The sequence below is a fragment of the Streptomyces sp. BV286 genome, from assembly GCF_019090165.1.
Taxonomy (GTDB): domain Bacteria; phylum Actinomycetota; class Actinomycetes; order Streptomycetales; family Streptomycetaceae; genus Streptomyces.
The window spans coordinates 1-12,535 of record NZ_JAHRIB010000088.1; the positions used below are offsets into that span (position 1 = coordinate 1).

Annotated in this window: 12 protein-coding genes; 6 read left to right on the forward strand and 6 right to left on the reverse strand. The window is 73.0% G+C overall.

Features of this window, described 5'->3' with window-relative positions; translation table 11 throughout:
• The 3 genes from KUF83_RS12160 to KUF83_RS12170 all read left to right on the forward strand — a co-directional run.
• Nucleotides 1–1,015: aromatic amino acid lyase (locus tag KUF83_RS12160; protein WP_254643733.1), on the forward strand; the 1,015-nt coding region annotated here is incomplete at its 5' end.
• A gap of 44 nt (nt 1,016–1,059) precedes the next feature.
• Nucleotides 1,060–1,947: a MurR/RpiR family transcriptional regulator gene (locus KUF83_RS12165; protein WP_217454666.1), complete on the forward strand. Its 888-nt coding sequence runs from the start codon at nt 1,060–1,062 to the stop codon at nt 1,945–1,947.
• A 126-nt stretch (nt 1,948–2,073) separates the two neighbouring features.
• Nucleotides 2,074–2,655: a hypothetical protein gene (locus KUF83_RS12170; protein ID WP_217454658.1), complete on the forward strand. Its 582-nt coding sequence runs from the start codon at nt 2,074–2,076 to the stop codon at nt 2,653–2,655.
• Between the two features lie 33 nt (nt 2,656–2,688).
• Here the strand turns inward: KUF83_RS12170 and KUF83_RS12175 are convergent, their stop codons facing one another.
• The 6 genes from KUF83_RS12175 to KUF83_RS12200 all read right to left on the reverse strand — a co-directional run bounded on the left by KUF83_RS12175 (nt 2,689) and on the right by KUF83_RS12200 (nt 8,038).
• Nucleotides 2,689–3,063: a hypothetical protein gene (locus tag KUF83_RS12175; protein ID WP_217454659.1), complete on the reverse strand. Its 375-nt coding sequence runs from the start codon at nt 3,061–3,063 to the stop codon at nt 2,689–2,691.
• A gap of 35 nt (nt 3,064–3,098) precedes the next feature.
• Nucleotides 3,099–3,581 (reverse strand): roadblock/LC7 domain-containing protein, encoded by a 483-nt coding sequence (locus KUF83_RS12180; protein WP_217454660.1) that lies wholly within the window; start codon nt 3,579–3,581, stop codon nt 3,099–3,101.
• Between the two features lie 38 nt (nt 3,582–3,619).
• On the reverse strand, nt 3,620–4,402 hold the full coding sequence (locus KUF83_RS12185; protein WP_217454667.1) for a transcriptional regulator: 783 nt from the start codon (nt 4,400–4,402) through the stop codon (nt 3,620–3,622).
• A 101-nt stretch (nt 4,403–4,503) separates the two neighbouring features.
• Nucleotides 4,504–4,902: a hypothetical protein gene (locus KUF83_RS12190; RefSeq protein WP_217454661.1), complete on the reverse strand. Its 399-nt coding sequence runs from the start codon at nt 4,900–4,902 to the stop codon at nt 4,504–4,506.
• A 185-nt stretch (nt 4,903–5,087) separates the two neighbouring features.
• Complete coding sequence (locus KUF83_RS12195; protein ID WP_217454662.1) at nt 5,088–6,452, reverse strand: APC family permease; 1,365 nt, start codon at nt 6,450–6,452, stop codon at nt 5,088–5,090.
• 173 nt (nt 6,453–6,625) lie between these two features.
• Nucleotides 6,626–8,038, reverse strand: a complete 1,413-nt coding sequence (locus KUF83_RS12200; RefSeq protein WP_217454663.1) for a diaminopimelate decarboxylase — start codon at nt 8,036–8,038, stop codon at nt 6,626–6,628.
• A 139-nt stretch (nt 8,039–8,177) separates the two neighbouring features.
• Between KUF83_RS12200 and hutU the strand changes: the two genes are divergently transcribed.
• The 3 genes from hutU (at nt 8,178) to KUF83_RS12215 (ending at nt 12,531) form a co-directional block, all read left to right on the forward strand.
• The gene (hutU, locus tag KUF83_RS12205) at nt 8,178–9,836 is read left to right on the forward strand and encodes a urocanate hydratase (RefSeq protein WP_217454664.1); all 1,659 of its coding nucleotides are present in this window, start codon (nt 8,178–8,180) and stop codon (nt 9,834–9,836) included.
• Nucleotides 9,837–9,964: 128 nt separating this feature from the next.
• Entirely contained in the window at nt 9,965–11,173 is a 1,209-nt protein-coding gene (locus KUF83_RS12210) for an allantoate amidohydrolase (RefSeq protein ID WP_217454668.1), read from the forward strand.
• Nucleotides 11,170–12,531 (forward strand): formimidoylglutamate deiminase, encoded by a 1,362-nt coding sequence (locus KUF83_RS12215; RefSeq protein ID WP_374106050.1) that lies wholly within the window; start codon nt 11,170–11,172, stop codon nt 12,529–12,531. The genes KUF83_RS12210 and KUF83_RS12215 overlap by 4 nt, the downstream gene beginning before the upstream one ends.
• The last annotated feature ends 4 nt before the right edge of the window (nt 12,532–12,535 follow it).

A 12,535-nucleotide genomic window follows, 5' to 3' on the forward strand; every position in this document is an offset into this window, starting at 1 on the left:
GGCCACGGCCGCGCTCGCCGGTGTGCCGCGCCACGTGGGCGCGCCCGAGCCGCAACCGCTCGACAACAACGACGCCCTCGCGCTCATCAGCAGCAACGCCCTCACCCTCGGCCAGGCGGCGCTCGCCCTGCACGAACTGCGCGGACTCATCGGGGCCACACAGGTCGTCGCCGCGCTGTCCCTGGTCGCGGTGGACGGCTCGCACGAGGCGTACGCGGCGCCCGTGCACGCCGCCCGCCCGCATCGCGGGTCCACCGAAGTGGCCCGCCGGATGCGGGAGCTGATCGGCGCGGCCGACCGACCCACCCCGCCGCTCGGGCGGATCCAGGACCCGTACGGCTTCCGGTGCCTGCCCCAGATCCACGGCCCGGCGCACGACGCGGCCGACGCCCTGGAGGACGTCCTCGCCGTCGAGATCAACGCGGCCGCCGAGAACCCGCTGATCCGCGCCGAGGACATGGCCGCCTACCACCACGGCGGCTTCTACCAGGCCCAGCTCGCTCTTGCCCTCGACCACTTCAGGCTCTCCCTCACCCAGGTGGCCCGGCTGTCGACCTCACGCCTGTCCACCCTCAACGAACCCGCCTACACCCGGCTGCGCCCCTTCCTCGCCGACCACGAGCCCGCCTCCTCCGGCGTGATGATCCTGGAGTACGCCGCCGGGGCCGCCCTCGGTGACCTGCGGGCCTTCTCCGCGCCCGCCTCGCTCGGCCACGCTGTACTCTCCCGGGGCGTCGAGGAGCAGGCGAGCTTCGCCTCCCTCGCCGCTCGCCAGACCCTGCGCGCGTGCGACGCGTACCGTCTCGTGGTCGGCTGCGAACTCGTCGCCGCCGTACGGGCGTTGCGCCAGCGCGAGCTGCGTCCCGACCCGGAGCTGCCGGTGGGCCGGGCACTGGAGATCGCCGAATCGGTGCTCGACGCGGACCCGGCCGACCGGCCGCTCACGGACGACGTGACGGCGGCGGCCGCACTGCTCGACCGGTTCACGGACATCTGGAGGGGGAGCACGGCATGAGCGTGGACGGGAACACGAGCGTGAATAGGGGCATGGACAGGGACATGGACACGGGCCCGGACGGCACAGCGCACACCGGCAACGGCGGCACGGGCGGGGCGGACGGCCCCGCCGGGCGCCTCCAGGCACTCTTCGAGGGCCACCGGCTGACCCCCACCCAGCGGCGCATTGCGCACAGCATGGTGCGGCGGGCCGCCGAGGTGCCGTTCCTGTCGAGCGTGGAGCTGGCCGAGCTCGCCGGCGTCAGCCAGCCCTCCGTCACCCGTTTCGCCGTCGCCCTCGGCTTCGACGGCTACCCGGCGCTGCGCAAGCACCTGCGGGAGGTCGCACCGGCCGGGCCGGCCGCGCACACCGGCTCGTACAACGAGTACCAGCAGGCTGTCGAGGCCGAGATCGAGAACCTCCGGCATCTCGCCTCCGTGCTGGCCGACCCGCGTCCCGTCGAGCGCGCCGGCCGGCTCCTCGCCGCTTCGCGTCCGCTGCCGGTGCTCGGGCTGCGGGCCGCCGCCGCCCAGGCGTACGGCTTCGCCTACTTCGCGGCCAAGGTCCATCCCGACGTGCGGCTGCTGGACGAGGGCGGGACCATGGCGCACGACCGGATCGACGCGGCGGTGCGGGCCGGGGCCACGACCCTGCTGTGCTTCGCGCTGCCCCGCCACCCGCGGGAGGTCGTGGACACCCTCGCGTACGCGAAGGAGGCCGGGCTGACCGTCGTCACGGTCGCGGACTCCGCGTTCGCGCCCGTCGCCAAGGTGTCCGACCTGCTGCTGCCCGCCGCCGTCGGGACCGGACTCGCCTTCGACACGGCCTGCGCGCCGATGCTCCTCGGGCGCGTCCTGCTGGAGGCGATGTGCGACGGGCTGCCGGACGCCCAGTCGCGGCTGGAGGAGTTCGACGCGCGGGCCGCCGCGCGAAACCTGTTCGTGGAGTAGCGGAGTAGCGGAGTGGCGGAGCAACGGAGCAGCGGAGCGGCCGGATTTCTGCGGCGTTCTCAGACGTGTCTCACGTTCGGCCGCTAATCTGCGCGCCACAACAGGCGTCTGGTGAGGAGGCGGATCGTGGCGCGCGGAGGACAGGGACTGGCCCGGGTGGCCGTCGTCGTACGGGCCGGAGCGGCCCCGCTGGGGTGGCTCGGAGTCGTCGCGGCGGGGGTGGGCGCGCTGGTGCCCGGGTTCACGGGGCGGCGGATCGGAGTGCTGGCGGGGGCCGCGCTCTTCCTGATCACGGCGGCGGTCGTGCTGCTCGCACGGCGGAAACGGTACGTGGCGCTCGCCGCCGGTGCCGACCGCGCGAGCAAGCAGGACGTGCTCCAGGACCGCGCCGTGACCGTACGCAACTGGCGCCGGGGACACCGGTGGTGGGTGCTGCTCGCCTTCGCGGCGGCGCTCGGTTCGGCGTTCGCCGTGCCGGCCGCCGGCGGGATGCTCCTCGCGGGCGCCGGGGTGGGACTGCGCCTCAAGGCGGCCTGGATCGGACGGCTGGAGCGGACGGCCGAGTCGCTCCTGTGGGTGCGGGTCGACTGGCTCGGGCGTGGTGCGGGCCCCGCCGGCAAACGCGTCCGGGGCCACCGCGCCACCGGGATCGCCGCGGGCGACGCCGCGCCCGGTGGGGCGCGGCGTCGGGGCGGTGTCCTGGTCTGATCCCTCCCGGACTACCGGGGCGGGGTCCCGCTCTCAGACCTCCAGGTCGCTCTCGATCTTCTTCAACTGGTGGCGCGCCATCGCCAGGTTGGACCGCTTGGCGTCGAGCACCAGGTAGAGGAAGAGCCCGTTGCCGCCGCGGCCCTTGATCAGCCGGATCAGGTGGTACTGGTCGGAGAGCGTGATCAGGATGTCCTCGATGTCGCTCTTCAGACCCAGGTGCTCCATCGTGCGGATCTTGGCGCGTACGACGTCGGTGTTGCCGGCCGCCGCGACCGTGAGGTCGAAGCCCTTGCTGCCGCCGATCGTGCCCAGTGCCATACCGCTGGTGTAGTCGACGAGGGCTGCCCCGGTGGCGCCCTCGATGGAGGCCAGGGTCTCTTTGAGTGCGGTCTCGGTGTTGGTCATGGTCGTGCCTGTCCTTTCGTTCGGTGGATCCGGGCTCAACGGCTTTCGCCGGTCGGCCCGGTGGTGGTGCGCGCGGTGCGCGCGGTTCTGGTGCGGGGCGCGGTGGGCTTCGCGGTGGTCCGCGCCACCGGGGCCGGCTGGGCCTCGGCGGCGGCCTCGACGAGTTGACCGATCCGGGTGCCGGAGCGGCGTCCTTCGAGGTGCAGCCGGCCGACGTTCGCCCGGTCACCGGCCAGCAGCGTCAGCACGGCGGACGGTCCCGCCACGTAGGTCGCCACGTAGCCGTGTTCGCCGTGCACCAGCAGTTCGCGGAAGTCGCCCTGTCCGGTCGCGTCCGCCATGCGCAGGGCGACTCCCAGTGCGGCGGCGGTGAGCGCGGCCAGCCCCTCCGGCTCCACGCCCGGAGTGTCCTGGGCCAGCACCAGACCGTCGACGCTGGCCGCGAGCGCGCCCGTCAGCTGGGGCACCCGCGCCCGCAACCGGTGCAGTTCGTCGAGGACTTCGGCCTCGGCCGCCATCAGTTGTCTCCTCTCGGCACGCTGTCGGAGCGCGCGGATCACAAGGCCTCCAAGGCGTCTCTGAGCCGACGCAGCAGGGCGACGTCGGGATCGGCCGACGCCTGCGCGGCCTCCGCGGCCTGCGCGGTCACAGTGGAAACGGGGGGCGCGCAGGCCACGGGGGTCTCCGGGCTGCGGAGTTCGACCGTCCGCGAGCGCGTCGACACGATCCCGGCGGCCGCCAGCCGGCGGACGTCGACCAGGGTGTGGAACCCCGGGCGGCCGAGGACCAGGGAGATGTCGGAGGCTGTCCGCTCCCCGTCCACCTGGTCGAGCACCGTGCGCTGACGCGGCGGGAGGGCCGCGTCCACGGCACGGCCGGTCCGGACGAGTTCCTCGGTGTCCGTGTCCGGCTCCGGCCAGATGCGGTGCAGCAGGGCGCGGCGCCGCACGGTCTCGCGCTCCACCGCACCCACGGTCACCGGCCGGACGGGACCGATCCAGTGCGCGACCCCGTAGCGGAACCGGGCCGGGCCGCTGCTCGTACCAAGGGTGAAGAACGCCGCGTCGTACAGCGCTCCCAGATGGCACAGCTCCAGGGCGCCCGCCGTCAGCCGCCCGCTGTCCACCAGGAACCGTCCGACGCGGCGCTCCGCCCCCGCCTCCGAGACCGCCTCCCACCAGCCCTCGGAACCCAGCGCCCCACGGCTGGTGAGCAGCACGTCGAGCCCGGGCGTCGCCGGGCTCTCGGCGTGCACCACCTGCCCCTCCACCAGGTACAGCACGCCGCGTTCCCGTGTCAGGACGCCGGTGGCGCGCTCCTCGGCGAGACGGCTGAGCATGGGGCTGAGCACGGACGGGGTGCCGGAGCGCGGGTCCGCGGGGTCCGACGGGCCGCGGTCGGGTCTGTCCGGTCTCGGCAGCGGACGGGCCTCCATCGTGGTCACCCCACCACCAGCCGTTCGGCCATCTCGCCCAGGCGGATGCGGGCCAGCGCGAGATTGCCGTCCGAACGCCCCAGCCACAGATGCAGGAACACACTGCTGTCGAAGGTCGTCCGGACGAAACGCAGGACGTGATAGCTGTCCTTGTTGCTGATGATGAGGTCCTCCACCGGCGGCTGTCCGCCGGACCAGTCGGCTCCTTCCTCGGGGGCGAAGGCCTTGTGTTCCGCGGCGAGGCGGGCGAGTTCCGCCGCCTCGGCCGCGGTGGCCTCGTGGTCCCCGTTGGGTGAGTCCCCGACCGTGCCCAGAGCCAGTCCGCTGGTCCAGTCGACCACCGAGGCTCCCCGGGCTCCGGGCAGTCTCATGGCCTCCAGCAGGCACTCGTCGATTCCGGGCACGGTGCTTCCCTCCCGCCCGTCGGTTCAGCTGAGTGACGCCGAAGCTACGCAACGTGTGCGCGAGGGGTGAGGGATCCGGCATTTTCCTGAGGAACATGCCAGCGGCTGGCTAGAGTTGGTTGATTGCCCTGTTGCTCCCCGGTCCTGCCAACCCTGTCAGGTCCGTGCTCCCGGAGCGGGTTTTCTCAGTCCTCGCTCCGTACACGGAGCACCGCTTTGTTCACCGCCCACAGGGCCACGCCGATCGCCAGCAGCACGCCCGCGCGGATGTAGACGTCGGCCGGCCGGTCCGCCAGCGGACTGGCGAGGACCAGCGCCGTGAGGGCGCCGAGCACCGGGAGCACGGTCGGCGCCCGGAAGTGCCGGTGGTCGACGGGGTCGCGGCGCAGCACGAGAACGGCGATGTTGACCACCGCGAACACACACAGCAGCAGGAACGCCGTGGTGTCGCCGAGCCCCTCGATCTCACCGGTGGAGACCAGCCCGATCGCGAGGAGCGTCACGAAGGCGATGCCGACCACGGGGGTGCGGCGGCGGGGCAGGACGCGGCTCATGGCGCGCGGCAGGATGCGTTCGTTGGCCATGCCGTAGCAGAGCCGTGAGGCCATCATGATGTTGATCAGCGCGGAGTTGGTGACGGCGAACAGGGCGATGAGCGCGAAGAGTTCGTGCGGGAAGTCCACGCCGCCCGCCTTCACGACCTCGAGCAGCGGACCGCTCGACCCCTCCAGCACCCTGTGGTCGACCAGGAGCGACGAGACGAGCGCCACGAGGACGTAGATCGTGCCCGTCACCGCCACACCGACGAAGATCGCCCGCGGGAAGGTGCGGACGGGATCCTTCGTCTCCTCGGCCATGTTCACCGAGTCCTCGAAGCCCACGAAGGCGAAGAACCCCAGGGCGGTCGCGCCCAGGATGCCGGTGATCAGGGCGTAGCCGGTGCCGCCCGACTCGAACTCGCCCAGCCGGGACGGCTCCCCGTCACCCGTCAGGACCGCGTACGCGCCGATCGCGAGGATGATCAGCAGGCCCAGCAGCTCGACGAGCGTCAGGACCACGTTCGTCTTCACCGACTCCGACACGCCCCGCAGGTTCAGGGCGGCCAGCAGCACGATGAAGCAGATCGCGACGAGGGTGGGCGGCAGCGCGTCGCCCGTCAGCTCCGCCAGGTAGTCGCCGCTGAACGCGCGGGCCGCGGCGCTCGCGGACGACAGGCCCGAGCACATCACCATGAACGCGACGATGAAGGTCAGGAAGGGGACCTTGAACGCCTTCTGCGTGTAGAGGGCCGCTCCGGCCGCCTTCGGGTACTTGCCGACGAGTTCGACGTACGAGGCCGCGGTGAGGATCGCCACGACGAAGCCGATGACGAACGGCAGCCACAGGGCGCCGCCGACCTTTCCGGCGACCTTGCCCGTGGTGGCGTAGATGCCGGTGCCCAGGATGTCGCCGATCACGAAGAGGATCAGCAGCCGGGGGCCGAGGACGCGCTTGAGCCCCGGGTCCTCGGACGGTGCCGGTGTACCCGCGGCGGTTTCTGCGGTGGACAAGGGAACCTCCCCCGATCGGTGACCCGACGGTGACCCGTCCGGGGGAGTTCTTCCCGCAGTCGCGCTCCGAATGCCTGTGCGGTTCAGCCCCACCGCCCCACCGCCCCACCGCCCGGCAGCCCGGCAGCCCGGCCGCTCCGCAGCTCATCCGGTCCGGGCCCGGCGTGGGCGCCTCAGAACGTGTGGGTCAGCGCCTCCGCGTGCGCGCCTCCCGACTCCGCCACGATCTCGTCGAGCGTCTGCGCCGAGCGGACCACCGCGAACCGCACCCCGCCCGACCCGTCCGGACCGAAGCCGTGGATGCCGGGCCGCGCGAGCGAGTTGTACCCGTAGTGGTGCGCGAAGTAGTAGGCCCCCGTGTCCAGGGCGGCCGCGTGGTCGCCCTGTTCGAGCAGCGGCATCGACCGGCCCTGCGCCAGCAGGTCGCCCGCGAAGCAGGCGGGCCCCGCCACGTCCTGCACCACGTCGGGCCCCGTCTTCGGCCGTCCCTTGGCGTCGTACGCGGCCACCCGCAGCGGCCAGGACTCCGGCGCGTACATCGTGCGGGCCGCCACCTGCACCCCCGCGTGCGTCACCGCGATCGCGCGCCCGCCCGCCGACTTCGCGTACTCGACCCGCGCCAGCACCACCCCGTGCTTGGCGAGCAGGGACCGCCCGAACTCCGTGACCAGGCCGTACCGCCCGTCGAACAGCCCCGGCACCGTCGCCGCGAGGAGCCGCGCGTACTCCGCGTACGCGGGGGTGTGGTCGTCCGAGCCGAAGTTCACCGGCAGCCCGCCGCCGATGTCGAGCGTGTCGATCTGCCGCCGCCCGGCACGCTCGTTGATCTCCTCCGCGAGCCCGTACGTCTCGGCCACCCCGCGTGCCATCAGGTCCAGCGGCATCCCCTGCGAACCGGAGTGGGTGTGCAGCCGGGTCAGCCACGGCCGGTCCAGGCAGGCCCGTACCACCCACTCGCGGGCTCCTTCGTCCCGTAGGGCGACCCCGAACTTCGAGGTCGCCGTCGCCGTGGACAGCGCGCCGATCGAACCCCCGCCGACCTGTGGATTCACCCGCAGTCCCACGGGTGAGCGGGTCGACGCCGACCGGATCAGCGCGTCGAGGCGCGCCAGCTCCTGGGGGTTGTCCACGTTGACCGCGATGCCCAGCGCGAGTGCCTCCCGGAGCTCGGAGGGGGTCTTCGCGGGCGAGTCGAGGACCGTGCGGGACGGCGGGACCCCGGCCGCCCGGGCGAGGGCCAGCTCGCCCGGGCTCGCGACCTCCATGCCGATGCCCTCCCGGTGCAGCAGCCGCAGTACCGGCACGAGGGGGGTCGCCTTCACCGCGAACGCGTGCAGGACCGGCGTACCCGGCGCGGTCACCGCGTCGAAGGCGGCCCGCAGGCCGGCCGCGGAGGCGCGGATGCCGGTGATGTCGAGGAGCCCGACGATGGGAGTGGCGGGGCTGACCAGGCCCTGTTGCACGGCCGCGCGCACGGCGGCGTCGCGCCGCACGGCCGTGGCCGCACCCTCGCCCGTCCCGCGCGGATCCCCGCCCGGCTGTCCGTCCGTCGGGTCCGCGTCCCCTGCGTCTGTGTATGCAGCCATACATCAAGCCAAACACCCGTCCCCCGCCCCCGCTGGCCCACGAAGGTATTGACTAGTTCTATTCAGGAGATCAGGATGTGAATATCCACTGTATGAGCGGCACCGTCCGAAGTACGCACCAGTCGCCAGGAGGCAGACCATGTCAGGACCCCGCCCCGTCCGAGCACCACGCGGTACGGAACTGAGCGCCCTGGGATGGCAGCAGGAAGCCGCCCTGCGGATGCTGCAGAACAACCTCGACCCCGAGGTCGCCGAGCACCCCGACAAGCTCGTCGTCTACGGCGGCACCGGCAAGGCCGCCCGCGACTGGCGCTCCTTCGACGCCATGGTCCGTACGCTGCGGACGCTGAAGCAGGACGAGACGATGCTCGTCCAGTCCGGCCGGCCGGTCGGCGTCATGCAGACCCACGAGTGGGCGCCGCGCGTCCTCATCGCCAACTCCAACCTGGTCGGCGACTGGGCGAACTGGGAGGAGTTCCGGCGCCTCGAAGCCCTCGGCCTCACCATGTACGGGCAGATGACCGCCGGTTCGTGGATCTACATCGGCACCCAGGGCATCCTCCAGGGCACCTACGAGACCTTCTCCGCCGTCGCCGCGAAGAAGTTCGGCGGGACGCTCGCCGGGACCATCACCCTGACGGCCGGTCTCGGCGGCATGGGCGGCGCCCAGCCGCTCGCCGTCACGATGAACGACGGCGTCGCGATCTGTATCGATGTCGACCCGCGCGCCATCGAGCGCCGGATCGAGCACCGGTACCTGGACGTGCGCGCCGACTCCCTGGAGCACGCCCTCCAGCTCGCCGTCGAGGCCCGCGACGCCCGCCGCCCGCTGTCCATCGGCCTGCTCGGCAACGCCGCGGACCTGCTGCCGCGCATGCTCGCCGAGGGCGCCCCCGTCGACATCGTCACCGACCAGACCTCGGCGCACGACCCGCTGGCCTACCTGCCCGTGGGCGTCGACTTCGACGACATGGCCGCGTACGCCGCGAAGGACCCGGCCGGCTTCACCACCAGGGCCCGTGAGTCGATGGCCCGGCACGTGGAGGCCATGGTGGGCTTCATGGACGCCGGCGCCGAGGTCTTCGACTACGGCAACTCCATCCGGGGCGAGGCCCAACTCGCCGGATACGAGCGGGCGTTCGCCTTCCCGGGATTCGTGCCCGCCTACATCCGGCCGCTGTTCTCCGAGGGCAAGGGCCCCTTCCGCTGGGCCGCCCTGTCCGGCGAGGCGTCCGACATCCACAAGACGGACAAGGCGATCCTCGACCTCTTCCCGGAGAACGAGTCGCTCCACCGCTGGATCAAACTGGCCGGTGAGCGCGTGCACTTCCAGGGGCTGCCGGCCCGGATCTGCTGGCTCGGCTACGGGGAGCGGGACAAGGCGGGCGAGCGCTTCAACGACATGGTGGCCAGTGGTGAGCTGCAGGCTCCCCTCGCCATCGGGCGCGACCACCTCGACTGCGGTTCCGTCGCCTCTCCGTACCGCGAGACCGAGGCCATGCTCGACGGCTCGGACGCGATCGCCGACTGGCCCCTGCTGAACGCCATGGTGAACGTGGCGTCCGGGGCGTCCTGGGTCTCCATCCACCACGGCGGCGGGGTGGGGATGGGCAGGTCCATCCACGCCGGGCAGGTGTCGGTGGCCGACGGGACGAAGCTCGCCGGGGAGAAGATCCGGCGCGTGCTGACCAACGACCCCGGGATGGGCGTCATCCGGCACGTCGACGCCGGGTACGACATCGCGGAATCCGTCGCCGACGAGCGCGGCGTGCGCATTCCCATGCGGGAGGGCGAGTGAACCAGCCGTCGCCCGGCGCGGACGCTGCCCCCGGCCCCGGCGGGAGCATCCGGTCCCAGACCCCGGACGGGCCCGGACCGTCCCGTCCGCAGACGCCGGACGGGCTGAAAGGGGACTCCTTCCACGAGATGTGGCGGCAGCTGGCGCCCGTCGGACGGCACCCCGGCTCCGGCGGCTACCGCCGGTTCGCCTGGACCGGGGCCGACGCCGACTGCCGGGCCTGGTTCCGCGAGCAGGCCGAGGCACGCGGGCTCGTCCACGAACTGGACCGCAACGGCAACCAGTGGGCCTGGCTGGGCGACCCCACGGCGGGGGACGCCGTCGTCACCGGGTCCCACCTCGACTCGGTGCCCGACGGCGGAGCCTTCGACGGGCCCCTCGGAGTCGTGTCCTCCTTCGCCGCGCTCGACGAACTGCGCGGCAGGAACGCGCGGTTCACGAAGCCCCTCGCCATCGTGAACTTCGGCGACGAGGAAGGCGCCCGCTTCGGACTGGCCTGCGTGGGGTCACGGCTCGCGGCCGGAGAGCTCACCGCCGAGCAGGCCCACCGGCTCAGGGACGCGGACGGCACCAGCCTCCCGCAGGCCATGGAGGCCGCCGGCCACGACCCGGACGCCATCGGGGCGGACCCCGAGCGCCTGGCCCGGATCGGCGCCTTCGTCGAACTGCACGTCGAGCAGGGCCGCGCCCTCGACCTGACCGGCGACCGGGTCGGCATCGCCAGCGCCATCTGGCCGCACGGGCGGTGGCGGTTCGACTTCCGGGGCGAGGCCAACCACGCGGGCACCACCCGCCTCGTGGACCGCCGTGACCCCATGCTGTCGTACGCGGAGACCGTGCTCGCCGCCCGCCGCGAGGCACAGCTCGCGGGTGCCGTGGCCACCTTCGGCAAGATCTCGGTCGAGCCGAACGGCGTCAACGCCATCCCCTCCCTCGTGCGTGGCTGGCTCGACTCCCGCGCCGCCGACCAGACGACCCTCGACACGGTCGTCCACGGCGTCGAGAAGGCCGCCCGCGAGTACGCCGACGCGCACGGCGTCCACCTCGACGTCGTCCGGGAGTCGTTCACCCCGGTCGTCGAGTTCGAGCACGCCCTGCGCAACGAGATCGCCCGCATCCTGGGCAGGGAGAGGGAGGCGGACCTGAGGGTCCCCGTCCTGGGGACCGGCGCCGGACACGACGCCGGAATCCTCTCCGCCACGATCCCCACCGCCATGCTGTTCGTACGCAACCCGACGGGCGTCTCGCACTCACCGGCCGAGTACGCCGCCGAGGACGACTGCGTGGCCGGGGTGACCGCACTCGCCGACGTACTGGAAGGGCTGGCCTGCAAGTGAGCTCGCGAGGCACGACGTACTGGCTGGAGCACGCCTGGCTCGACTCCTACGTGGAGCCGGGCGTGGCCCTCGACGTGGACACGGACGGACGGATCGCCGCCGTGCGCACCGGCGCCGAGAGCCCACCGCCCGGCGCGGAGATCCTGCGCGGCCTGACCCTCCCGGGCCTCGCCAACACCCACAGCCACGCCTTCCACCGCGCCCTGCGCTCCACCGTCCAGGTCGGCTCCGGCACCTTCTGGACCTGGCGCGAGATCATGTACTCCGTGGCGGACCGGCTGACCCCGGACACGTACCACGCACTGGCCCGCGCGGTGTACGCCGAGATGGCCCTCGCCGGAGTCACGGCCGTCGGCGAGTTCCACTACGTGCACCACGCGCCGGGCGGCACCCCTTACGCCGACCCGAACGCCATGGGTGAGGCGCTCGTCGAGGCCGCCGCGGAGGCGGGCATCCGCATCACGCTCCTCGACACCGCCTACCTCGCGGGCGGCCTCCTCGACGCCCGCAGGGGGCAGCCCCCGAACCGCCACCAGCTCCGCTTCTCCGACGGCACCGCCGAGGCCTGGGCGACACGCTGTTCACTTCTCAAGGACCGGGATCACGCGCGGATCGGGGCGGCCGTCCACTCCGTACGGGCCGTGCCCGCCGAGCAGTTGGGCACGGTGGCGCGGTGGGCCGAGGAGCGGCGGGCCCCGCTCCACGTGCACCTGTCCGAGCAGACGGCGGAGAACGACGCCTGCCTGGCGGCCCACGGCCGCACCCCCACCCGGCTCCTCGCCGACCACGGAGTGCTCGGCCCGCGCACCACGGGCGTGCACAACACCCACCTCACCGCCGAGGACATCGCGCTGCTCGGCCGTTCGGGAACCGGCACCTGCATGTGCCCCACCACCGAGCGCGACCTCGCCGACGGCATCGGCCCGGCCGTCGCGCTCCAGCAGGCGGGCTCACCGCTGTCCCTCGGCTCCGACAGCCACGCCGTCATCGACCTGTTCGAGGAGGCGCGCGCCATGGAGCTGAACGAGCGCCTGCGCACCCGCACCCGCGGCCACTGGACCGCGGCGGCGCTCCTTCGCGCCGCCTCCGCCGACGGCCACGCGGCCCTGGGCTGGGCCGACGCGGGCACGCTCGAAGCGGGCGCGCTCGCCGACTTCACGACGATCGCGCTCGACTCGGTCAGAACCGCCGGGCCGGTGCCGCGGCTCGGCGCCGAGACGGCCGTATTCGCCGCGACAGCGGCGGACGTGCGGCACACGGTCGTGGGCGGCCGGCACATCGTGCGCGACGGGGCACACACCCTCGTCCCGGACGTGCCGCGGGCCCTCGCTGACGCCGTCGAAGCCCTCCGCGCCTGACCCC

Coding starts and splice junctions, on each gene's coding strand:
- KUF83_RS12165 (WP_217454666.1), top strand. CDS start 1,060: ATGGACACGGGCCCGGACGGCACAGCGCACACCGGCAACGGCGGCACG.
- KUF83_RS12175 (WP_217454659.1), bottom strand. CDS start 3,063: ATGACCAACACCGAGACCGCACTCAAAGAGACCCTGGCCTCCATCGAG.
- KUF83_RS12180 (WP_217454660.1), bottom strand. CDS start 3,581: ATGGCGGCCGAGGCCGAAGTCCTCGACGAACTGCACCGGTTGCGGGCG.
- KUF83_RS12185 (WP_217454667.1), bottom strand. CDS start 4,402: ATGCTCAGCCGTCTCGCCGAGGAGCGCGCCACCGGCGTCCTGACACGG.
- KUF83_RS12200 (WP_217454663.1), bottom strand. CDS start 8,038: ATGGCTGCATACACAGACGCAGGGGACGCGGACCCGACGGACGGACAG.
- hutU (WP_217454664.1), top strand. CDS start 8,178: ATGTCAGGACCCCGCCCCGTCCGAGCACCACGCGGTACGGAACTGAGC.
- KUF83_RS12210 (WP_217454668.1), top strand. CDS start 9,965: ATGTGGCGGCAGCTGGCGCCCGTCGGACGGCACCCCGGCTCCGGCGGC.